The 22,965-nt window shown below is 58.3% G+C and carries 21 protein-coding genes; 15 read left to right on the top strand and 6 right to left on the bottom strand.

Annotated elements, in window-relative coordinates:
- Positions 1-10: 10 nt before the first annotated feature.
- Entirely contained in the window at positions 11-883 is an 873-nt protein-coding gene (gene cysW, locus ACZRJQ_RS14510) for a sulfate ABC transporter permease subunit CysW (RefSeq protein WP_463979019.1), read from the top strand.
- Positions 884-886: 3 nt separating this feature from the next.
- Positions 887-1,867 carry a sulfate/molybdate ABC transporter ATP-binding protein gene (locus ACZRJQ_RS14505; RefSeq protein ID WP_463979018.1) on the top strand — a complete coding sequence of 327 codons (981 nt, stop codon included), beginning with the start codon at positions 887-889 and terminating at the stop codon, positions 1,865-1,867.
- A gap of 54 nt (positions 1,868-1,921) precedes the next feature.
- On the opposite strand, the gene ACZRJQ_RS14500 is transcribed toward ACZRJQ_RS14505, so the two are convergent.
- Both ACZRJQ_RS14500 and prlC read right to left on the bottom strand, forming a co-directional pair.
- Positions 1,922-2,200, bottom strand: a complete 279-nt coding sequence (locus ACZRJQ_RS14500; protein ID WP_463979017.1) for a YheV family putative zinc ribbon protein — start codon at positions 2,198-2,200, stop codon at positions 1,922-1,924.
- A complete protein-coding gene (gene prlC, locus ACZRJQ_RS14495) occupies positions 2,197-4,248 on the bottom strand; it encodes an oligopeptidase A (RefSeq protein ID WP_463979016.1) in 2,052 nt (683 codons plus the stop codon). The genes ACZRJQ_RS14500 and prlC overlap by 4 nt, the downstream gene beginning before the upstream one ends.
- Before the next feature lie 102 nt (positions 4,249-4,350).
- Between prlC and ACZRJQ_RS14490 the strand changes: the two genes are divergently transcribed.
- Together ACZRJQ_RS14490 and ACZRJQ_RS14485 are read left to right on the top strand one after the other, a co-directional pair.
- Complete coding sequence (locus tag ACZRJQ_RS14490; RefSeq protein ID WP_463979015.1) at positions 4,351-4,911, top strand: gamma carbonic anhydrase family protein; 561 nt, start codon at positions 4,351-4,353, stop codon at positions 4,909-4,911.
- Positions 4,912-4,931: 20 nt separating this feature from the next.
- On the top strand, positions 4,932-5,576 hold the full coding sequence (locus tag ACZRJQ_RS14485; protein WP_463979014.1) for an HAD family hydrolase: 645 nt from the start codon (positions 4,932-4,934) through the stop codon (positions 5,574-5,576).
- A gap of 88 nt (positions 5,577-5,664) precedes the next feature.
- Here the strand turns inward: ACZRJQ_RS14485 and ACZRJQ_RS14480 are convergent, their stop codons facing one another.
- The gene (locus ACZRJQ_RS14480; RefSeq protein WP_463979013.1) at positions 5,665-6,480 is read right to left on the bottom strand and encodes an ABC transporter ATP-binding protein; all 816 of its coding nucleotides are present in this window, start codon (positions 6,478-6,480) and stop codon (positions 5,665-5,667) included.
- Complete coding sequence (locus ACZRJQ_RS14475) at positions 6,477-8,075, bottom strand: ABC transporter permease (RefSeq protein ID WP_463979012.1); 1,599 nt, start codon at positions 8,073-8,075, stop codon at positions 6,477-6,479. Before ACZRJQ_RS14475 ends, ACZRJQ_RS14480 begins: the two co-directional genes overlap by 4 nt.
- Before the next feature lie 308 nt (positions 8,076-8,383).
- Here ACZRJQ_RS14475 and ACZRJQ_RS14470 point away from each other — a divergent pair, with 308 nt between their 5' ends.
- Positions 8,384-9,406, top strand: a complete 1,023-nt coding sequence (locus tag ACZRJQ_RS14470) for an ABC transporter substrate-binding protein (protein ID WP_463979011.1) — start codon at positions 8,384-8,386, stop codon at positions 9,404-9,406.
- A 41-nt stretch (positions 9,407-9,447) separates the two neighbouring features.
- On the top strand, positions 9,448-10,353 hold the full coding sequence (locus ACZRJQ_RS14465) for a TauD/TfdA dioxygenase family protein (RefSeq protein WP_463979010.1): 906 nt from the start codon (positions 9,448-9,450) through the stop codon (positions 10,351-10,353).
- Between the two features lie 120 nt (positions 10,354-10,473).
- Here the strand turns inward: ACZRJQ_RS14465 and ACZRJQ_RS14460 are convergent, their stop codons facing one another.
- Both ACZRJQ_RS14460 and ACZRJQ_RS14455 read right to left on the bottom strand, forming a co-directional pair.
- Positions 10,474-12,081, bottom strand: coding sequence for an alkaline phosphatase family protein (locus tag ACZRJQ_RS14460; RefSeq protein WP_463979009.1), 1,608 nt, complete (start codon positions 12,079-12,081; stop codon positions 10,474-10,476).
- A gap of 135 nt (positions 12,082-12,216) precedes the next feature.
- Positions 12,217-13,164 carry a LysR family transcriptional regulator gene (locus ACZRJQ_RS14455; protein WP_463979008.1) on the bottom strand — a complete coding sequence of 316 codons (948 nt, stop codon included), beginning with the start codon at positions 13,162-13,164 and terminating at the stop codon, positions 12,217-12,219.
- Positions 13,165-13,319: 155 nt separating this feature from the next.
- On the opposite strand from ACZRJQ_RS14455, the gene ACZRJQ_RS14450 reads away from it, so the two are divergent.
- The 9 genes from ACZRJQ_RS14450 to ACZRJQ_RS14410 all read left to right on the top strand — a co-directional run bounded on the left by ACZRJQ_RS14450 (position 13,320) and on the right by ACZRJQ_RS14410 (position 22,942).
- A complete protein-coding gene (locus ACZRJQ_RS14450) occupies positions 13,320-15,692 on the top strand; it encodes a TonB-dependent receptor (protein WP_463979007.1) in 2,373 nt (790 codons plus the stop codon).
- 19 nt (positions 15,693-15,711) lie between these two features.
- Positions 15,712-17,055 carry an aryl-sulfate sulfotransferase gene (locus ACZRJQ_RS14445; protein WP_463979006.1) on the top strand — a complete coding sequence of 448 codons (1,344 nt, stop codon included), beginning with the start codon at positions 15,712-15,714 and terminating at the stop codon, positions 17,053-17,055.
- A gap of 18 nt (positions 17,056-17,073) precedes the next feature.
- Positions 17,074-17,868, top strand: coding sequence for an energy transducer TonB (locus ACZRJQ_RS14440; RefSeq protein ID WP_463979005.1), 795 nt, complete (start codon positions 17,074-17,076; stop codon positions 17,866-17,868).
- A gap of 32 nt (positions 17,869-17,900) precedes the next feature.
- On the top strand, positions 17,901-18,614 hold the full coding sequence (locus tag ACZRJQ_RS14435) for a MotA/TolQ/ExbB proton channel family protein (RefSeq protein WP_463979004.1): 714 nt from the start codon (positions 17,901-17,903) through the stop codon (positions 18,612-18,614).
- Position 18,615: 1 nt separating this feature from the next.
- The gene (locus ACZRJQ_RS14430) at positions 18,616-19,017 is read left to right on the top strand and encodes an ExbD/TolR family protein (RefSeq protein WP_463979003.1); all 402 of its coding nucleotides are present in this window, start codon (positions 18,616-18,618) and stop codon (positions 19,015-19,017) included.
- 201 nt (positions 19,018-19,218) lie between these two features.
- Positions 19,219-19,800: an alpha/beta hydrolase gene (locus ACZRJQ_RS14425; RefSeq protein ID WP_463979002.1), complete on the top strand. Its 582-nt coding sequence runs from the start codon at positions 19,219-19,221 to the stop codon at positions 19,798-19,800.
- Between the two features lie 50 nt (positions 19,801-19,850).
- On the top strand, positions 19,851-20,747 hold the full coding sequence (locus ACZRJQ_RS14420) for a sigma 54-interacting transcriptional regulator (protein ID WP_463979001.1): 897 nt from the start codon (positions 19,851-19,853) through the stop codon (positions 20,745-20,747).
- A gap of 299 nt (positions 20,748-21,046) precedes the next feature.
- Positions 21,047-21,829 carry a MetQ/NlpA family ABC transporter substrate-binding protein gene (locus tag ACZRJQ_RS14415; protein WP_463979000.1) on the top strand — a complete coding sequence of 261 codons (783 nt, stop codon included), beginning with the start codon at positions 21,047-21,049 and terminating at the stop codon, positions 21,827-21,829.
- 147 nt (positions 21,830-21,976) lie between these two features.
- Positions 21,977-22,942: an RHS repeat-associated core domain-containing protein gene (locus ACZRJQ_RS14410; RefSeq protein WP_463978999.1), complete on the top strand. Its 966-nt coding sequence runs from the start codon at positions 21,977-21,979 to the stop codon at positions 22,940-22,942.
- Positions 22,943-22,965: the final 23 nt, after the last annotated feature.

Below are 22,965 nucleotides of genomic sequence, written 5' to 3'. Positions count from 1 at the left end.
AGGCCTGACCATGTCTAACTCAACACCAAGCGCCTCATCAGTTGCCAACGCTGCACGCCGGGGCAGCCCGCTGTCGCGACGCCTGCTGATCGGCTTCGGCTGGTTGTTTTTTACTCTATTTTTGTTGCTGCCCTTACTGATCGTCGTGTCCCAAGGCTTGAAAATGGGGCTGGGCACGTTCTTCGACGCCATTCTGGAACCCGATGCGCTGTCGGCCCTCAAGCTGACCATCATCGCGGTCGTGATTTCAGTGCCGCTCAACGTGGTCTTTGGCGTCAGCGCGGCATGGTGCGTGAGCAAATACAGCTTTCGCGGCAAGAGCATTCTGGTGACGCTGATCGACTTGCCGTTCTCGGTATCGCCGGTCATCGCCGGTCTGGTCTACGTGCTGATGTTTGGCGCACAGGGTTTCTTCGGCGAATGGCTGCAAGACCATGACATCCAGATCGTCTTCGCGCTGCCGGGCATTGTGCTGGCCACCATCTTCGTTACCGTGCCGTTCGTGGCCCGTGAGTTGATCCCGCTGATGCAAGAGCAGGGCACTCAAGAAGAAGAGGCCGCCCGGTTGCTGGGCGCCAACGGCTGGCAGATGTTCTGGCACGTCACGGTGCCCAACATCAAATGGGGCCTGATTTACGGCGTGGTGCTGTGTACTGCGCGAGCGATGGGCGAGTTTGGCGCGGTGTCGGTGGTGTCCGGGCACATTCGCGGGGTGACCAACACCCTGCCGCTGCACGTCGAGATCCTCTACAACGAATACAACCACGTCGCCGCCTTCGCTGTGGCCACCCTGTTGCTGATCCTGGCGCTCTTCATCCTGCTGCTCAAGCAGTGGAGCGAATCCCGTATTAACCGCCTGCGCGCCAGCGCCGCGGAGGAATAAACCATGTCGATCGAAGTCCGTAACGTCAGCAAGAACTTCAACGCCTTCAAAGCGCTGAACAGCATTAACCTGGACATTCACAGCGGCGAACTGGTTGCCCTGCTCGGCCCGTCGGGCTGCGGTAAAACCACGTTGTTGCGCATCATCGCAGGCCTCGAAACCCCGGACGAAGGCAGCATCGTGTTCCACGGCGAAGACGTGTCCGGCCACGATGTGCGTGATCGCAACGTCGGTTTCGTGTTCCAGCACTACGCGCTGTTCCGCCACATGACCGTCTTCGACAACGTTGCCTTCGGCCTGCGCATGAAGCCGAAAAAAGAACGCCCAAGCGAGACCCGCATCGCGGAGAAAGTCCACGAACTGCTGAACATGGTGCAACTGGACTGGCTGTCAGATCGCTACCCGGAGCAACTGTCCGGTGGTCAGCGCCAGCGTATCGCTCTGGCCCGCGCCTTGGCGGTAGAACCTAAAGTGCTGCTGCTGGACGAACCATTCGGCGCACTGGACGCCAAGGTACGTAAAGAACTGCGCCGCTGGTTGGCGCGCCTGCACGAAGACATCAACCTGACCTCCGTGTTCGTGACCCACGACCAAGAAGAAGCGATGGAAGTCGCTGACCGCATCGTGGTCATGAACAAAGGTGTGATCGAGCAAATCGGCTCACCGGGAGACGTGTACGAAAACCCGGCCAGCGACTTTGTGTACCACTTCTTGGGCGACTCCAACCGCCTGCACATCGGCGAAGATCAGCACGTGCTGTTTCGCCCACACGAAGTGTCGCTGTCGCGTCATGAACTCGAAGATCACCACGCCGCTCAAGTGCGCGACATTCGCCCATTGGGTGCAACCACCCGCGTGACGCTAAAAGTCGAAGGTCAAAGCGAGTTGATCGAAGTGGAAGTGGTCAAAGACCACGACAGCCTGACTGAGCTGGCCCGTGGCGAGACCTTGTTCTTCAAACCCAAGGTGTGGCAGAAGGCGTAAACCACATCTGTCGTCGCTGCCGCAGGCTGCGGCAGCGACGACAGGCATGTTGCTTTAAGGCTTTTTCAGCTTGGGATTAGGGAAGAACTGCACTGTTTGCACGTGGGCATCCGGTGCTTTTTTCAGCGCGGAAGTGTTCACTCGCGTGCCCAACTCCTTGGGCACCGACAAGCCTTGCTCGTTCAGGGTGTCCGAGTAGCCGCAGGCCACGCATTCGCGATGCGGTACGTCGTCTTCGTTCCACATCATCAGTTTGTCGGGCTCGCTGCACGCCGGGCAAACAGCCCCGGCGATAAAGCGTTTTTTGGTCACATTCACGGGTGCGTCACTCATGCTGCTGCGTCCTCGGTCAGGCCGCTGTGGCGCAACAGTGCGTCAATCGATGGCTCACGGCCACGGAAATCCTTGAACAGCTCCATCGGTGCCAACGAGCCACCACGGGCCAGAATCGCCTGACGGAATGCCTTGCCGGTGTGCGGGTTGAACACGCCTTCTTCTTCAAAACGCGAGAACGCGTCAGCCGACAGCACTTCAGCCCATTTGTAGCTGTAGTAACCCGCTGCGTAACCACCGGCGAAGATGTGCGCAAAGCTGTTAGGGAAGCGGTTGTAGGCCGGTGGGCGCATCACCGACACTTCGTCGCGAATGCCTTCAAGCACTTGCGCAACGCTGCGACCATCGCCGTGGGTGGCATGCAGTTCGAAATCGAACAACGAGAACTCCAACTGGCGAACCATCATCAGGCCGGACTGGAAGTTTTTAGCCGCCAGCATCTTGTCCAGCAGGTCTTTTGGCAGGGCTTCGCCGGTTTCGTAGTGGCTGGAAATCAGTGCCAAGCCTTCAGGCTCCCAGCACCAGTTTTCCATGAACTGGCTCGGCAACTCGACTGCATCCCACGCCACGCCGTTGATGCCCGACACGCCAACGTGTTCAATCTCGGTCAGCATGTGGTGCAAACCGTGACCGAATTCGTGGAACAACGTGGTCACTTCATCATGGGTCAGCAGCGCAGGCTTGCCCGCAACGGCCGGGGTGAAGTTGCACACAAGGTTGGCAACCGGGCTTTGCAGTGTGCCCGCAGCAGTGCGGCGGCGGTCGCGGGCGCCGTCCATCCATGCGCCGCCACGCTTGTTGGCGCGGGCGTACAGGTCGAAGAAGAACCGCCCAATGTGCTGGCCGTTTTCTTTGATTTCAAACAGACGCACGTCCGCGTGCCACGTGTCGAAACCTTTAATTTCAACAATGTCGATGCCGTACAGCGTGTGCACGATGTCAAACAGGCCTTTCAACACGGTGTCGATCGGGAAGTAAGCGCGCAGTGTTTCTTGAGACACGCTGTAGCGCTGTTCGCGCAGCTTCTCGCCAAAGAAGCCGCTGTCCCAGCTTTTCAGTTCAGTGCAGCCTTGTTCGGCGGCGTAGGCTTGCAGTTGCTCAAGGTCACGCTCAGCAAACGGCTTGCTGCGCTTGGCCAAATCACGCAGAAAGGTCAGCACTTGATCCGGTGTTTCGGCCATTTTGGTGGCCAGGCTCAACTCGGCAAAGCTGCCAAAACCCAGCAGCTTGGCCAGTTCCTGACGCAGATCGAGAATTTCTTCCATCACCGGGCCGTTGTCGAACGAGCCGGCATTCGGGCCTTGGTCCGACGCACGAGTGCAGTACGCGGCGTAGACTTCTTCGCGCAGGGCGCGGTCTTGGGCGTAAGTCATCACCGGGTAGTAGCTCGGAAATTCCAGGCTGATCAGCCAGCCGTCGAGGCCTTTGGCTTGGGCGGCTGCGGCCATTTGGGCCTTGGCCGAATCGGTCAGGCCTGCCAGCGCAGCTTCGTCAGTGATGTGCTTGGTCCAGGCTTGAGTGGCGTCCAACAACTGGTTGGAGAACTTGCTGCCCAGCTCCGACAATTTGCTCTGCACTTCGGCGTAACGCTTTTGTTCAGCCGGCGGCAGGTCGATACCCGACAGGCGGAAGTCACGCAGCGAGTGCTCAAGAATGGTTTTTTGCGCTTGGTCAAAATCAGCCACTTGCGGGCTGTGGGCCAAAGCCTCAAAAGCCTGAAACAACTCGCGGTTCTGGCCCATTTCGGTCGAGTAGGCGCTCAATGCAGGCAAACACGCCTCGTAGGCTTCACGCAGTTCACTGCTGTTGCACACCGCATTAAGGTGGCTGACCGGGCTCCAGGCCGCGCCCAGTCGGTCGTTCAGCTCATCCATCGCCAACACCAAGCCAGCCCACGTCGGGTTCTGGCCTTGGTCTTTCAGAATTTTTTGAATGCCCGCTCGGTTGTCGGCGAGGATCTGTTCAATGGCCGGCTGTACGTGCTCAGGACGAATCGCCGAGAACGGCGGCAGGTCATACGGCTGCAATAGAGGGTTGTTCTCGCTCACGTTTAGCACCTTGGCTTAAAGAAACATTGGGCCATCTTAATTACAATCGCCGCAGACCGCAGCACTGCAACGCCCTATCACTGCTAAAGAAGGAAGCTATTTGTGTCCATTCGTCCGTTCCAGCAGCACACACCCACTTTAGGCGAGCGTGCCTTTGTCGATCGCTCGGCGGTGGTGATCGGCGATGTCCAGATCGGCGCCGACAGCTCCGTTTGGCCGTTGACCGTTATTCGTGGCGACATGCACCGCATCCGCATCGGTGCGCGCACCAGCGTGCAGGACGGCTGCGTGCTGCACATCACCCATGCTGGCCCCTTCAACCCAGATGGCTTCCCGCTGTTGATCGGCGACGACGTGACCATCGCCCACAAAGTGATGCTACATGGCTGTACAGTCGGCAACCGCATCTTGATCGGCATGGGCAGTATTGTGATGGACGGCGCCGTGATTGAAGACGACGTAATCGTCGGTGCGGGCAGCCTGGTGCCACCGGGCAAGCGTTTGGCCAGCGGCTTTCTGTATGTCGGCAGCCCGGTCAAACAAGTGCGCGAGTTGAGCGAAAAGGAAAAGGCCTTCTTCACCTACAGCGCTGGCAACTACGTAAAACTTAAGGATCAACACTTGGCCGAAGGCTATCACCAGCCGGTTTGCGACTCTTATTGATCACGGCTTAGGAGCCTTGCATGGATTATCAAAACGTATTGTTCGACCTCGACGGCACCCTGACCGACCCACGAGAAGGCATCACCCGTTCGATCCAATATGGCCTGAGCAAAATGGGCATCGACGAACCTGATCTGACCAAGCTTGAGCACTTCATCGGCCCGCCATTGCTGCAAGCGTTTATGGCCACTTACGGCTTTGACGAAGCCAAGGCGTGGGAAGCAATGGGGTTTTACCGCGAGCGCTTTGCGGTAACCGGCCTGTATGAAAACGAAGTGTTCCAAGGCGTAACGCCGCTGCTCGAAGACCTCGTGGGGCAGGGGCGCCAACTGTTTATCGCCACCTCAAAGCCGCAGGTCTATGCGCGTGAAATCGCCCGACACTTTGACTTCGCCAAGCACTTCAAGGTGATCTACGGCAGCGAACTGGACGGCACCCGCACCAACAAGGTTGAGCTGATTCGCCACTTAATGGCTGAGCAAGGGTTGAACCCGGCACACACCCTGATGATCGGCGACCGCAAACACGACCTGATCGGCGCACGCGATAACGGCCTGGATGCCGCAGCCGTGGGCTATGGCTTTGGCAGTTTTGAAGAGCTGAACTCATTCGCGCCCAAGTACCACTTCCAAACGCTGACTGAGCTGCATCAAGCGTTTTTGTAAGCGATTGCTGTGGGAGCTGCCGAAGGCTGCGATGGTTTGATCATTAAAAGATCGCAGCCTTCAGCAGCGCCCACGGGCTCATTTGCCATCACACCGCAATAAACGCCAACGGCACATCACGCACCTGCACAGGCACCACCGGCTGATAGTGATCGTCGCTGGTCAGCTCATGCAGCAGCTCTTCACGCAGTTGATGAAACTCAAAACTGCTGCGCTGCCGCGGGTGCGGCAAGTTGATGTTGACCACTTGTTTGATCCGCCCCGGACGTGGCTCCAGCACCACCACGCGGTCAGCCAAGAAAATCGCTTCTTCAACATCGTGGGTCACCAGCACCGTGGTGATTTTGGCTCGCGCCCGAATCGACAGCAGTTCGTCCTGCATTTGCTGGCGAGTGAGCGCATCCAACGCGCCAAAGGGTTCGTCCAGTAGCAAAATCCGTGGGCTGGCCACCAACCCGCGAGCAATCGCCACCCGTTGCGCCATGCCGCCCGACAGCTGATGCGGAAAGGCGCGCGCAAAGTCGTTCAGGCCCACCAACTCAATAAACGCTGCCACCCGTTGTTGGCGCTCTGCCGGGCTCAGCCCTTCGTTGACCAGCCCCAGCCCGATGTTGTCGGCAACGCTCAACCACGGAAACAGGCGGTGCTCCTGAAACACAATGCCGCGCTCGCTGCCCACGCCGCTGACGGCCTTGCCGTCCACTTCAATGGCGCCGCGAAATTCAGTGTCTAGCCCCACCAACAAGCGCAGCAAGGTGGATTTTCCGCAGCCACTGGAACCAACGATGGCCACAAATTCACCCTCGGCAATCTGCAAGTTAAAGTCGCGAATCGCCTCCAACTCCAGGCCATCCACTTCAAAGGATTTGCCCACCTGATTAAAACTGACGATAGGTGCATTCATGCGTGCCTCCAGCGAGTTGCGCGAGTTTCAAGGGTTTGGCCAATCACGTTCAGGGCGGCGCCCGTCAAGCCCACCAACAGCATGCCGCTGAAGAGGGTGTCCATGCGCAGCAGTTGTTGCGCACCAATCATCACGCTGCCGATGCCGCCATTGGACGGCATGAAATATTCCGCGCCGATGGTGCCCAACCATGCGTAGATCAAGCTCAGACGCAGCCCGGCGAAAATCCCCGGTGCTGCGCCCGGCAATACCAGCAAGCGCAAGCGCTGCCACAGGTTCAAACGCATCACCTGCGCCGCCTCGCGCAGCTGCGGCGAGAGGTTGGCCACGCTGCGCTGCGTGGCAATAAACATCGGAAAAAAAGCAGCCAGGGCGACGAACACCCACTTCGACAACTCGCCCAGGCCAAACCATGCCGTGAGCAAAGGCACCCACGCAAAAATCGCAATTTGGCGCAGTGCCGACAGGCTCGGCCCCAGCAGGCGCTCGCTGATACGCGACAAACCCAGCAACACGCCAAAGCCAAATCCAAGACCCCCACCCAACAGCAAGCCACCAAGGGTGCGCTTAAGGCTCAAACCTAACGCGGTGGACAAACTGCCATCGGCCAAACCCAGCCAAGTGCTCTGCAACACCGCCAGCGGGCTGATCAAAATCTGCGGATCAACCCATTGCAGCTCAACCGACACTTGCCACAGGCCAAACAACGCCAGCGGCAGCCACCACGATTGCACACGCTGCCAGCCGTTGTAACGCGGGCCACGGGTCAGTTGTGCGGTGGCAGCATGGGGCCAATGCACCAGCTTTTTATCCAGCCAACCAATGCCGCGATCCATCGCCACCCCCATCACACCAATCACCACGATGCACACAAACACGATATCGAGCATGAATAGCTGCCGCGCATACACCATCAGGTAGCCGATACCTTCGCTGGAGGCCAGCAATTCCACCGCCAACAGCGAAGTCCAGCCAGTGGCTAATGCTAATCGCACCCCAGACATAAACCCGGGCAGGGCGGCAGGAATAACCAAGCGGCTCAGTTGAAGGTGCAGCGGCAAACGTAACACCTGCGCCGCTTCGCGCAGTTTGGGTTGCGCATCACGCACGCCCACCAACGTGTGCAGCGTCACGGGCACCACGATGGCCTTGATCAACACCACCAGCTTGAGCACTTCGCCGATGCCGAAAAACACCATAAACAGCGGGATCCACGCCAGCGTCGGAATTTGCGCCAAGGCACTGAACGTGGGCAGCACCCACCGCTCAGCGCGACGACTCAAACCCAAGGTGGCGCCCAACAGCGCCCCCAGCGTCACCCCTGCCAGCAGCCCCACACACAACCGCTGCATGCTGATCGCCAAATGGCTCCACAACTCACCTGAGCCCAGTTCCAGCGCGCTTTGCCACACCAACGAGGGCGCGGGCAATATTTGTTCGCTCATCCACAGATTTCGACTGGCCAGCCACCACAGTGCCAGCAGGCTGACCGGCAACAGCCACGGCAATAACCGCTGACTGAGTGTCGGTAACCAAACCTTCAGCCCTGGCGACGGAGCGACCAAGGGCAAATTGAGCAGCGAAGCTTTGGTCATCGCAGACCTCCGTTGTCGGCTGTGCGGGCGAAAAAAACGGCTTTTTTATATGCTCGTTTGATCTATTAATCTTCATTACCTCTGCCTATCAGAGATAAGGACTGTCCTTTATGGCGTGTCTTTGTTCGCGCTTCCAATGCATTAAATGAATATTTTCAGTGCGACTCATGCATACCGGGCCAACAGCCGCAGGCTATAACGCTTATTCCTTTTAGTTACTAAGTTGTGAACTCTTAGTATTTATTGATCAAAAAAACTTATGCCTACTTTTTGCTCCTCAACGCCCGCCGCCTTCAGGAGCTGCACCCATGTCGATCCCTTTCAAACGCGCTTTACGCCGCCTTGCCGCCCCTGCACTGGTTAGTTTGCTGGGTTACTTGCCTCTGCTGGCGAACGCCGACCCACTCACACAAATCCGCATTGCCGTGCCCGACCTGAGCGCTGGCAACCAACACAGCGGTGGTGGGATCAGCGATGTGTTGCGCAGCCAGCAACTGCTGGAAAAAGCCTTCGCTGATGAAGGCGTGACCATCGACTGGAAATACTTCAAAGGGGCGGGCCCGGTGATCAACGAAGCCTTCGCCAACGGTCAGGTGGACTTCGCCTACCTTGGGGATCTGGCTGCCATCATCGGCAAGGCCAATGGCTTGGACACCCGCCTGCTGAGTGCGGCGGCCCGTGGCAACAAACAGTATTTGGCCGTGGTGCCGGGCTCGGGGATCAAAACCCTGCAAGACCTCAAAGGCAAACGCGTGGGCCTGTTTCGCGGCACCGCGACCCAACTGTCATTCGACGCGGCATTGGCCAGTGTGGGCCTGAGCGAAAAAGACCTGAAAGTCATCAACCTGGACTTCAACGCCGCCGTAGCCGCACTGGCCGCCAAACAAATCGACGCCTCGTGGGGTGGCTCCAACTTAAGCGCCCTGCAAGCCAAAGGCTTGGCCGAAATCCCGTTGACCACCAAAGACCTGAACAACGCCGGTAGCATCCAAAGCGTACTGGTGGCCTCTGGCGCCTTTGTCGACGCCCACCCGCAAGCCGTGGCCAAACTGCTCAACGCCCAAGAACAAGCGGTGCAATGGCTGACCAACGACGCCAACAAGCAGGCCTACATCCAACTGGTGTCTGGGCTGGCCAGCTACCCGCCTCAGATTCTTGAGCAAGACCTCAGAGACCAAACCTTTAGCGAAGTTTTCCCCTCGCAACTGGACCCGGTGTTCCTCGCCGCCCTGCAAGACTCCGTAGCGCTGGCCGCGCAACAGCGGCTGATCCGTAAACCGTTCCAAGTCAGCGAGTGGGTTGCACCCCCGCTGGCGGCTGCAACCCGCTAACCCTTTGCCCCAAAACCGTCAAACACGATGAGGTTCCTACAATGAGCACTGCCGCATTAGCTGTTAAACCTGACGTAACTGCCCTTGAAATCCACCCGGTAGCGGGGCGCATTGGCGCTGAAATCCGTGGGATAAAACTCTCTGGAGAGCTGGACGCCAGCACTGTCGAAGCCATTCAACAGGCGCTGCTGACCCACAAGGTGATCTTTTTCCGTAACCAGACCCACCTCGACGACCAAAGCCAAGAAGCCTTCGCGCACCTGTTGGGCGAGCCCATTGCTCACCCGACAGTGCCTGTGCGTGACGGCACCCAGTATTTGATGGAGCTGGACGGCGCCCAAGGCCAGCGCGCCAACTCGTGGCACACCGACGTCACCTTTGTTGATGCCTACCCAAAGGCTTCGGTGCTGCGTTCAGTGTTGTCGCCAGCCTCTGGCGGCGACACGGTGTGGGCCAACACCGCCACGGCTTATGCCAAACTGCCAGCAGATTTACAGGCACTGGCGGACAACCTATGGGCTGTTCACAGCAACGAATACGACTACGCCAGCGCCAAACCGGATGTTTCTGCTGAAAAGCTCGAGCGCTATCGCAAAGTGTTTACGTCCACGGTGTATGAAACAGAGCACCCCGTGGTGCGCGTCCACCCTGAGAGCGGTGAGAAAAGTTTGGTGCTGGGGCATTTCGTGAAACGCATCAAAGGCTATTCACAGGCCGACTCGGCGCACCTGTTCAACCTGCTGCAAAGCCACGTTACACGCTTGGAAAACACCGTTCGCTGGCGCTGGAACACTGGCGACGTGGCGATCTGGGACAACCGCTCGACCCAGCATTACGCCATCGACGACTACGGCACCCAAGACCGCATCGTGCGCCGCGTCACCTTGCAGGGCGATGTGCCCGTGAGCGTCCAAGGGCACCGCAGCCAAACCACCAAAGGCGCGTAAGAAACCCAACTCACCCCTGTAGTCGCTACCGCATGCTGCGAGAAGGCCCTCATTAGGGCCTTCATCTACAAAAGGGCCGCTAAGCGGCCCATCGCAACCTGCGGCAGCGACAACACGTTTTCACCACACCCCGATCTGCACCACTTTCTCGGTCTCGGGTTCGCCATAGCGAAAACTCTCCGCCCGACGATCCACCTCTTGATGGCTAATGGTGGTACGGCGCTTCAACCCGCGCAGCCAATCAAACAAATACCCCGCATGCTGCTCGCGCACCGCCGCGTAAGCCGGGTCTGCGCCAAGGTCATTTAACTCCTGCGGGTCATTGTGCAAATCAAACAACTGCGCCCCAAAGCCGTCATACGCCAGATACTTCCAGCGCTCACTGCGCACCATCGTCATGCGGCAGCGATCAATCGCTTGGCCCAAACGCTCACGGGCCGGAGCCTGAAATGCGTAGTCGTATTCGCTGATCGCATACTCGCGCCACGCCGGGTTTTGCCCATGCAACAACGGGATCAATGAGCGCCCCTCCAACCGATGCTCAGCCCCGCTCACACCCAGCGCCTGCAAAAAGGTCGGCAGGGCGTCAATGGTTTCTGCCAGGCGCTCATCCACGGTGCCCCGGGTGGCATCCGCGGCGGCACGCGGGTCGCGCACAATCAGCGGCACCCCCACGGCGGGCTCCAGCAAAAACTCCTTTTCGCCTAAAAAGTGATCACCCAAAAAGTCGCCGTGGTCGCTGGTGAACACAATCAGCGTGTCATCCCAACGGCCAGTGCTTTGCAGCAGATCAAACAAACGCCCCAACTGATCGTCCACCTGTTTGATCAGCCCCATGTAGGTCGGGATCACGTTCAAGCGCACTTCATCACGGGAGAAGTTCTGGCTCTCTTCGTGCTGACGAAACGCGTTGTACACCGGGTGATCGCTGGCCTTGATCGGGAGAATCGGGGCCAACACGTGTTCGCTGCCATACAACGCGTGATACGGCGCCGGGGCGATGTAAGGCCAGTGCGGTTTGATGTACGACAAATGCAGGCACCACGGCTGCTCACCCTGCTCCTGAATGAAGTCGATGGCGCGGTCAGTGGTGAACACCGTTTCTGAGTGCTGCTCCTGCACCCGAGCGGGCAGATGAGCGTTGCGCATGTGCCAGCCGCTCAGCACCTCGCCATTGGCCCCAGCGCCCGCGTTGGCCCAGTCGTGCCACGGGTTGGCGCCGTCATAACCCAAGTCGCGCAGGTAATGGGTATAGGGCGCGGCATCGCGCTTGTCATCAAACAGCGGGCTATCCGGGTAAATACCGTCGTGGCGAGCGTAGGCTTCAAACCCCACTTCATTGAAAATTTCAGCCTGCTGACTGTCCGGGTCGATGGCCAAACGCTGCAAGGCATCGACGTTTGCTGTGGCGTGGGTTTTACCCACCAGCGCAGTTCGAATCCCGTGGGGGCGTAAGTAATCACCCAAGGTCAGCTCTTCCAGCGGCAGCGGCACGGCGTTCCAGGCCACCTGATGACTGCTGACATAACGCCCGGTATAGGCCGACATACGCGATGGCCCGCAAATCGTGCCTTGGGTATACGCCCGGCTGAAGCGCACGCCTGCCGCCGCCAAGCGGTCGATATTAGGCGTGTGCAAATGCGGGTGGCCGTAGCACGACAAGTAATCGCGACGCAGTTGATCGCACATGATGTACAGCACGTTTTTAACCGGTTGAAGCTGCGACATGAGGGTTCACCTTTATTAAGACAGGTGACCGATTTCGGACGAGCACGGCCTCAGCGACAAGCGCATTTGGCGAATGGTTTTGATGCACCGCGCGCATGCCTAAAACAACCTACGCGTTGTAATTGCAGCAACGCGTTAAATCGCGAAGTTCTCTAGCCCGCACACGTCGTGGTCGTCGCTGTTATCCAGCTCTTTGATCTGTTCGATCATGGCTTGGGCCAATGGCGACAGGCGCACAGCGGCGCGGCTGACGATGCCGTAGCGGGTGTAGAGCGCGTCCTGGTCTTGGCCCAGTTCGTCCACGTGCAAGCGCACTAAATCGCCTTTGGCGTACAAAAAAACGTCGCTGTAAGCACCACAAATACCAATGGCGTCACTGTTGAGTACCACGCTCATGAGGCTGAACGGGCTTTCGCATTCAACGTTGGGCGCGTAGTCCGGGCGACCACTGAGTTGCACCAACACTTTGCGCAGGTTGGGCGGGCGAATCGTGACGGCCTGTGGGTAACTCAGCAGTTCGGCGGCGCTGACGCTGCTTCGATTGGCCAGCGGGTGCCCCGCGCGGCAGCAAAAATACCATTTGCGCGGGCGCAGTCGTTGGGTGACGTAGGCCGGGTCGGCTTCGAAGTTGCGGGTATCGGCCACGAAAAACTCAAACTCTTCGTTCAACAGGCGCTTGCTCAAGCTTTGCCAGTCGTCCACCTGAAAATGCACCCGCGCCTTGGGGTAACGCCCAATAAAACGCCCTATTGCGCGCGGCACCAGCCCGGATGCTGGCGCCGGGCCGCAGCCAAATTGCAGTTCACCCGCCTCCAGCCCATTGAACTGGCTGATCTCGTTGGCCATTTGCCGCGCCCCACTGACCAGCCGCCGCGCATGTTCGAGCAGCACCTGGCCTTGTTTGGTGGGGGCCAGGTCTTTGCGCCCGCGATCGACCAGCGGGCAACCCACGCTGTGTTCGAGCGCCTGAATGCTGCGGCTAAACGCCGATTGCGAAAGGTTTACCGCCTGCGCACCCGCAACAAAGCTGCGCTGCTCGGCGAGGGCAATGAAATGTCGAAGTTGGCGCAGGTCGATATGCATTTTTCACATCAAAAATATCCGGGAAATGCATTGGCTATGCATTAGGTCGGTTCCTTATAAAGGCAATCTCTTATGCAGTAAATATCTGTCAAAACATAAACAAATAACTTTTAGGAATATGCAGGATTGTGTATTTCGCCCCTCAGGAGCCGCCAATGAGCCCGTCCCATCTCGCCCTGCCGTTACCTTTAAGGCGCTTAAAACGCCTGCCGCTGGCGCTGTTTATGGCGGGGTGTGCCACAGGTTCGATGGCCTATGCGGCGGATCAAACCCCGGCAGCGGACGCCACGCCAGCGACCAACGCCACCCCGGCCCAAGCCGAGGGCAGCCAGTTGCAAACCGTGACCGTGACCGCTCGGCGGCGTGAAGAAAGCGCACAAAACGTGCCCACGCCCATGAGTGTGATCAGCGGCCAAACGCTGGAAACCCAGCGCATTTATCGCATTCAGGATTTGCAGCAACTGGTGCCCAGCGTGAACGTGGCCTACATGCACGCTCGCCAGTCCAGCGTGTCGATTCGCGGGTTGGGCAATAACCCGGCCAGTGATGGCCTGGAAGGCAGCGTCGGGTTGTACATCGACAACGTGTATCTCGGGCGTCCGGGCATGGCCGTGTTCGATCTGATGGACATTGAGCAACTGGATGTCTTGCGCGGCCCGCAAGGCACCTTGTTCGGCAAAAACACCACGGCCGGGGTGATTAACATCACCACCCGCGCGCCCACCTTTACCCCTGAGCGCAGCATTGAAACATCGGTGGGCGAGGACGGTTATTTCCAAACCAAAGGGACGATTTCAGGCCCACTCTCCGATGAGTTGGCCGGGCGCTTTTCGGCGTATCGCACCCGCAGCGATGGCGATATCAAAAACGAGTTCGATGGCAACAAGCTTAACGGCGGCTCTCGCGAGGGCTTTCGCGGGCAGTTGCTGTACAAACCCAATGAAAACTTCAACCTGCGCTGGATCGGTGATTACAACGAAGAGGATTCCAGCGCTGGCACCCGCACGCTGTTCAGCACCGGGCCGACCATCAACGGGGTTAATCGCTACGAAGCCCGCGCAGCAGCAGTGGGGGCGACGCTGGTAGACGGCTCGCATCGCAAGGTCAATCTCGACAGTCAGCAAGCGGTCACAGTGTTTCAAGGCGGCACCTCGGTGGAGGCCAATTGGACGCTGCCCAACGACTTCACGTTGACCTCCGTCAGTTCCTACCGCTGGTGGGATTTCACCCCGCGCAACGATGACGGGCTGGATGTGCCCGTGGCCTACGACGCTGGGGTGTCGGTGAAAGACAAACAGTGGTCGCAAGAATTTCGACTCGCCTCACCAACAGGCGGGGACTTCGATTACGTGGTGGGCGCGTATTACTTCGGCTCTGACTTGGACAACAAGTCCTTCAACCGTTACGGCCCCAAGGCCGATATCTGGAACGGCACGCCAGCAGGCGCGCTGGCCAATGTCAGCACGCTGGGCAAAGGCCATATCGAGACCAACAGTTTTGCGCTGTTCGCCCAAGGCACTTGGCACCTGACCCCACAACTGGATTTCACCGCCGGCGTGCGTGGCACTTATGAAGAGAAAAGCGCGTGGGTAACCCGTGATGATCCTGTGGGTGGTGCCAACGTCTCCGGGGCCGCCGCCAATGCGCGTCAGACGCGGGTTGGCGCTTATGACTCAGGCGATTTAAACCAATACAGCACCAGTCCCTCGGGCCTGTTGAACCTCAGTTATCACTTCAACGACAACCTGCTGGGTTACGCCACCCTGAGCCACGGCGAGAAGTCTGGCGGGGTCAACCTGACCGTCGGTTCGGCGCCCACTGCCGGGGCCGACTCGCTGTTGATTGGGGCCGAACGTGCCAACAACGTTGAGTTGGGCTTGAAAAGCACGCTGTGGGATCGCCGCCTGCAGCTCAACGCCAACCTGTTTTGGACTCAGGTCAACGGTTACCAAACCACCGCTTATGACGACGCCACCCGCGCGCAATACCTGACCAATGCGGGCTCAGTGCGCTCACGCGGGGCAGAGTTCGAAAGCACACTGATCCCAATACGTGGGCTGACGCTCAACATCAACGGTTCCTACAACGATGTGCGTTATCTCTCGTACAAAGATGCGCCATGCCCACCCGAAGTCAGCCTGCAACCAGGCGCGCCAGCGTCGTGTGACTTGAGCGGGCACCAAGTGGTCGGCGCCTCTAAATGGATCGCCAACGCCAACGGCGAATACAAGTGGAACCTCACTGACAGCCTCGAAGAGTACGTCACGGCCAGCTACGCGTTCCGCTCCAAAGCGGTGGGCACGGTCGAGGATTCTGACTACGCGCAGATCCCCAGTTACGCAGTGGTCAACTTATCCACAGGCCTGCGCGGTGACTTCCATCAAGGCCAGTGGGACGTCTCGCTGTGGCTGAAAAACGCCTTCGACAAAACCTATTACACAACCCTGTGGAGCGCTGGCAACGGCGGCTATGAAGGCCTGCTCGGCACGCCTCGGACGCTGGGTGTGACAGGCCGTTACGACTTTTAACTGACTCAGGAAGCTCACCATGCAACGCACTAAACCTGTTTTGTCGCTGCTGATTGCCAGCAGCCTGTTCAGCGCCATCGCTGGCGCCGCGCCAAGTGTTTACCCCACAGGCGTCACGCGCTACGACCCGGCCAAGGCCTACAACCAATACGTGATTTTCAGCGGTGCCGATAAGCAAACGCACTTGATCGACATGAACGGCAACGAGGTCAAACGCTGGCCGCAGGCCGGGTTTCCGTCGGCCATCATCGACCCTCAACTGGTGGGTGGCGAGCGCGGCCGAGTGCTGCTGCAACTCAGCGACAAGGCACCCGGCCCCCTGGGTTCGGCGGGCAACGGGCTGGGCAATCAGAGCGTCGGCGAACTGGACTGGAACGGCAAGGTGCTGTGGCAGTGGGGCGACAAAGCCCCCGGCGGCGCCGCGCAACAGCATCACGACCAGCGCCGCTTAAGCAACGGTAACACGCTGGTGCTGGCCAACAAGGTGCATCCAGTGGCCGGTTTCAAAGTGCCGCAAGTGATTGACGACGCCATCTATGAAGTCAGCCCCCAAGGTGAGGTGAAGTGGCAGTGGTTGGCGTCCGAGCACTTGAACGAGTTCGGCTTCACGCCTGAGCAACTGAAGCTGGTACACGCCACCGAAAACCCCGATTACCTGCACATCAACAATCTGAGCGTGGTGGGGCCGAACAAGTGGTTCGATGCGGGGGATAAACGCTTCAACCCCGACAACCTGCTGATTGACTCGCGCAACGCCAACTTCATCGCAATCATCGACAAAGCCAGCGGCAAGGTCGTGTGGACGCTGGGCCCTAACCTGCCTGTTATCAACCCCAAAACCAGCCAAACCCTGCCGCGCCCGGTGGATCAGTTTGTGGGTCAGCATGATGCGCACATCATCCCGGCCGGGCTGCCCGGTGCAGGCAATGTGCTGGTGTTCGATAACCAGGGTTCGGCTGGCTACCCCTCGGCAACGTTGGGGTTGGTGAGCGGATCTCGGGTTTTGGAAATCGATCCTCAAACCGGGCACATCGTATGGCAATACACCGCAGCTGATTCCAAACAACCGGGTTGGGCTTTTTACAGCTCGTTTATCAGCAGCGCCCGGCGCTTGCCCAACGGCAATACGCTGATTGATGAAGGCATGAACGGGCGGTTTTTTCAGGTCACGGCCAAAGGTGAAAACGTGTGGGAGTACGTAAGCCCGTATCAAGGCAAGGCGCCGGGTAGCGAAGCCATCAGCAATTGGGTTTATCGCGCATTGCCGGTGAGCTACGACTGGGTGCCGCAGGGCACGCCGCGTTCGCAAACGGCGGTGATCGCGCCCAACGCCGCGCTGCAACCCACCAACGCCAGTCGCTAAGCGCGCAGGAGCCAGACTATGGCCAATGTCCAGACCGCCGAACAGAGCTGGCAATCGGTCTCCAGTGCCGAGTTGTTAAACCTGGGTCGCCCGTATCGGTTGCCGCTGGGACAGTTGCGCTTACAGCGGGCGCCGACTTCGGTATTGCGCCGCCGCGAAGTGCTGGCGCTGGCGATTGTGGCGTTGTTGCTGCACGGCGGGGTGCTGTTGTGGATAAGTCAGCACCCCACGCCTGTGTTGCCAATTGTGCCGCCCGAAGTACCACCGATGACGATCGAGTTTTCGCAACCGGCCCCGCCGCAGGTCGAGCCGCCGCCCCCGGCGCCCGTTGAACCTGTGGTCGAGCCGCCGCCTCCTGTCGAAGACGAATTGGCCACCAAACCGCCACCCCCCAAACCAGTGCCCAAACCCAAACCCAAGCCGGTGCCCAAGCCAACACCAAAACCGGTGCCACAACCCGCAACTCCGGCGCCCGCAGCACCGCAGCCCGTGGCACCACCAACTGCACCTGCGCCCCCGGCTCCCGCGCCGGTTACGCCTGCATCTGCAAACGCCGGTTACCTGAAAAACCCGGCACCCGAGTACCCGGCGTTAGCCCTGCGCAAAGGCTGGGAGGGCACAGTGTTGCTGCGGGTGCAGGTGTTGGCCAACGGCAAGCCGGGGGAGATTCAACTCCAGAAAACCAGTGGCCGCCAACAACTCGATGACGCCGCACTGCAAGCCGTAAAGCGCTGGAGTTTTGTGCCCGCCAAACAGGGCGATGTCGCGCAGGTGGGCTGGGTCAGCGTACCGATTGATTTCAAGATTCATTAATGGCGAACCCACTTTTATAGAGAGCACAGACCATGACCGTATTGGCATCTCCCCTCGCATCCATTGAGAGCGCAGTGATTTGGCTGCTGGTGATTTTTTCGTTGGCAACCTGGGGCTTGGCATTGCTCAAGGGCGGGCAGTTCGCACGGCTTAAAGCCCAGGACCGCACGTTTCATAAGCATTTTTGGGCAGCATCCAGCCTGGACGCCGCTGCCGAGCTGAGCGAAACCTACCCCGGCGCAGCAGCCCGCGTGGCACAAGCCGGTTATGCGGCGATTCAGGTCGGTGAAGCCACCCCCGCCAGCGATCTGAGCCACGCAATTAATCATCAAGACCGCTTGGAGCGCGCACTGCGCCAGCAAATCGTGCGCGAACGGCGCTCACTGGAAAGCGGTTTGGCGATTCTGGCCAGTATCGGCAGCACATCGCCGTTCGTGGGTTTGTTCGGCACGGTATGGGGGATTATGGAAGCCTTAAAAGGCATCAGCGCTGCGGGGTCTGCGAGCCTTGAAACAGTCGCAGGGCCCATTGGCGCGGCACTGGTGGCAACGGGTGTGGGGATTGCCGTCGCGGTGCCTGCGGTGCTGGTTTACAACTACTTACTGCGCCGTCTGAAGCTCACCGTGGCCGACCTTGACGACTTCGCCCATGACTTTTACAGCCTGGCGCAGAAGAGTTCGTTCCGCGTGCTGATCCACCCGGCCGGGCGCAAGCTCGCGCCGCAAAACGTGAAAGAGGCCTCCTGATATGTCTTTTTCAACCCAAGACAGCGATGAAGTGCTGAGCGAAATGAACATCACGCCGCTGGTGGACGTGATGCTGGTGTTGCTGGTGGTGTTTATCGTCACCACGCCGATGCTGACCAACGCCATCCCGATCAGCCTGCCCAAGACCGATGCCGTGGCCCCGGCGCTGCAAAAAGACCCGCTGGTGGTCAGCATCGACGGCGCCGGCAAGCTGTTCATCAACAAAGACCCGGTAGAGCCCGCCTTGTTGGAATTCAACCTGCAAGGGGCCAAGGCCAAAGACCCTGACGTGCGCGTGCAATTGCAAGCCGATGAAGGGGTGAACTACGGCGAAGTGGCGCGAGCGATGGCTTCGATTGAGCGGGCGGGGATCACCAAAGTGTCGGTGATAACGGCGCGTTGAAGGCTGCAAGCGTCGCGGGCGTTGGCGTGGCTGCGATCTTCAGATCAAAAGATCGCAGCCTTCGGCCGCTTCAGCGAGAAGGTATTAATGATTGCGAAAAAGAATTTTGGTTATAAACAAATAGCTTCTTATTCCTTAGTGAATCTAAAAACCGTCCCTATACTGACCCCGTAACGCACACACAGCAGGAGGCGCACACCTATGGGCAACGAGTCGATTCGCTATTTGATAGTGCCGGGCTGGCAAGGTTCGTCCGACGATCATTGGCAAACCCACTGGCAAAACAGCTTGCCGAACAGTGCCCGTGTGGAGCAGGCCGACTGGCTCACACCACGCCGCGAAGATTGGATCGCCGCGTTAGCCGAAGCCATTGCTGCCGACAGCACACCGGTGATTTTGATTGCCCACAGCCTGGGCTGCATCACCGTCGCGCATTGGGCTGAACGCGCGCCCGACAGCTTATTGAGCCAAGTGCGAGGCGCGTTGCTGGTGGCCCCAGCCGATGTTGAACGGCCAGCCTGTGCGCCTGCCCTGCGTAACTTTGCGCCCATCCCGTCTCACACGCTGCCGTTCCCGAGCCATATCGTCAGCTCTGACAACGACGCCGCTGTCAGCGCGCCACGGGCGATGGAGTTTGCTCAACAATGGGGCGCCGAGGTCGCAATTATCAGCGGCGCCGGACACATCAACGTCAAGTCCGGGCATCAGCGCTGGGAGCAAGGCTTCGCATTTTTATATCGCCTGCAAAACCGTATTGAACAAGGTGCACTACGTCGCGCCTGAATTTTCTGTAACGCCCGCGCCCACCCTTCGGCGGCGGGCGGGAGCCTGCCATGAGCCTGCATGAAACTTTTGGTCAGCCGCTGCTGACCTTTCCCGACGCTGAAAAAAGCCCCCTGAGCATTCGCGCCAAAGCGCTGGTGTTTGTCGACTCGCGTTCGCGGCAACTGCGCAATGACCTGGAACTGCTGGCGCCCCTTGCGTTGCCGGTGCTCATTCGCGGCGAAACCGGCAGCGGCAAAGAGCTACTGGCCCGCCATATTCACCGCGCCAGCGACCGTACTGGCTTGTTTGTGTCAGTGAACTGCGGGGCTATCAGCCCGACGTATGCCGACGCCGAGTTGTTCGGTTACGCCCCCGGCGCCCACAGCAGTTCAGCCAGCAGCCGCGCCGGATGGTTCGGTTCAGCCAATGGCGGCACGTTATATCTGGACGAAATCGGCGACTTGCCGCTGGCGATTCAGACCAAGCTGCTGGCTGCGCTGGAAACCCACGAAGTCACCCGTGTTGGTGCTCACCAGCCCAGCCCAGTGGATGTGCGGCTGGTGGCCGCCACCAGCATCGACTTGGCACAGGCGGTAAGTGCGGGCAAGTTTCACGAGCGGCTTTATCACTACTTGAGCGAAGGGCGGCTGGACTTGCCCGCATTGCGCGAACGACCAGGGGATATCTTGTCGCTGGCGGAATACTTTTTAGGCATTTACAGCCAGCGCCTCAACTTGCCGGTGCCGCTGATCAGCCACAGCGCCCAACGAGTTTTGGAGCGCCACAGTTGGCCGGGCAACACCCGCGAGCTTGAAAACGTCATTCACTTTGCATTGCTGGTGAGCACTGGTGAGGAAATCCTGCCCGAGCATTTGAACCTGCCGGATGCGTTGAGCCAGATTGAGCTGTTTATAAAAGGCGCGACAGAGCAAGAACTGGCGGCCCTCAAACGCTTGCTTGCATAACCTAAAACCCTCTGTAGCCGTTGACGAGTAATGCGAGGCTACGCCCCGCGGCGTAGCCGTCGCAAAGTCAGGCTGCGCCGTATTTCGGTCAGACTGCTTCGGCAAGTTTTACGATCGCTTCGCAATCGTTCGCAGCCTGCGGCAGCTCCTACAACGTCCATCTGTGCAATCGCAAGCGAACAAAATGGAATAAGAAGCTGAATAAATATTATTGTTCGGGAATAAAGAATCTCGGTATTGTCCGCTCCGTCTTCCAAATAAAACCGTCATATGAACGGGCACACACTTAGGGGCATTGCATGAAAAAGGTTCTGTTGTTTACCGCATTGGCGGCTGCTTTGACGGCAGGCCTGGCACAGGCTGGCGAGAAACTGTTGGTGGCTGCGACCCCGATTCCCCACGCCGAAATCCTTGAGCTGATCAAACCGACCCTCGCCAAACAAGGCGTGGATCTGGAAATCAAAGTCTTCACCGACTACGTGCAACCGAACGTGCAAGTGGCCGAGAAACGTCTGGACGCCAACTACTTCCAGACCCTGCCATACCTCGAAAGCTTCAACAAAGGCAAAAAAACCGACTTGGTGACCGTGAAAGGCGTTCACGTTGAACCCTTTGGTGGTTACTCGAAAAAAGTTAAAAACCTGTCAGAGCTCAAAAACGGCGCAACCATCGCCATCCCCAACGAAGGCAGCAACAGCGGCCGTGCGTTGATCCTGCTGCATAAGGCTGGGCTGATTGAACTCAAAGACCCAGCCAACGCTGTTTCTACCCCAAAAGACATCGCCAAGAACCCGCACAACTTCAAGTTCAAAGAGCTTGAATCTGCGATGCTGCCACGGGTGCTGGATCAAGTTGATCTGGACATGATCAACACCAACTACGCGCTGGAAGCGGGCCTGAACCCGGCCACTGATGCGCTGATCATTGAAGGTGCTGATTCGCCCTACGTGAACTTCCTGGTGGCACGCCCGGACAACAAAGACAGCGACGCCATCCAAAAGCTGGCCAATGCCCTGACCAGCCCAGAAGTCAAAGCCTTCATCGCGAAAAGATACAACGGTGCAGTGCTGCCAGCGTTCTGATCTCGCGCCAGCCCACCAAAAACGCCGACGGCTATTAAAGCGTCGGCGTTTTTTATTGGGCTCAACCAATACCTAGTAGATCTGACAGGTTGGCAAATCTTGCTAGCAGATGGACGCTAAATCTCTTTGCTGCAAAGAGTCAGACCGATGCCTAACCCCGATAGATTGATCAAAACTTATCTGTATGACCCTTTAGATAGGCTGGTTGGCACCCGCACCAATCCGTTAGTACCAACCCAGCGGTTTTACAACCGCGAACACTTGACCACCGAGTTGCAAGGGTCAGTGCCACACTCGGTGTTTCAATACGGCAATCAACTGCTGGCTGAAAAGCAGTTTCAGGGGCAAACGGCACTACTGGCCACCGACCAGCCGCGAAGCGTGTTGCACAGCATCAATGCTACAGACGCTCGAGCTCAGGCCTATGACGCATATGGTCATCATCGTGCTCAAAGTGGGCTTGGTAGTTTGCTGGGTTTTAATGGCGAGCATGCTGACCGGCTAACCGGGCACTATTTATTAGGCAATGGTCATCGTGCGTATAACCCGGTGTTAATGCGGTTTAACAGCCATGACCGTTTAAGCCCGTTTGGTAAAGGCGGGTTAAATGCGTATGCGTATTGCGGGGGAGACCCGATAAATAAGGTGGATCCTAGCGGGAGAGCTTTTCTCGATTTTCTAGATATCCCTACAGTGCTCACAACTATTAGCCTAGTCATATCCTTTTCTGCTGTTCTCCCCTCAACACCAACTGTGCAATCCCTCATTGCGGTTTACAAAAATTTTTACACTGCGGCGGAGCTTACAAAATTTGTCGGAACCGCACTAATGTTCACCGCGAGTACTTTTACCACCATTCGTAATAGCGTGCCTAAAGCTGAAGATGACGCCATCAACAAGGGGCTGATGTACGCAAATATGTCCATAGCTCTATTAGGTGGTATGAGCAATTTAATTTCGACAAAGCTCTCTTGGAAGGTTATGAAAGCAAGGGCAAAGGACTTTGCAAAAGCTAAAACAGCTGCAAAAGCTGAAGCGGCTTTGAAAAAGGCTGCTAAAAGCAAAGCTATCCGATCCGGGCAACGTGAAGATATTGAAAGTACTAGGCTCTAATACTCATACCTCCAAGCCAACCG

It is taken from the genome of Pseudomonas sp. E315, from assembly GCF_055406205.1.
The sequence above is the reverse complement of the archived record's forward strand: the minus strand, read 5'-3'. Positions and strand labels throughout refer to the sequence as shown.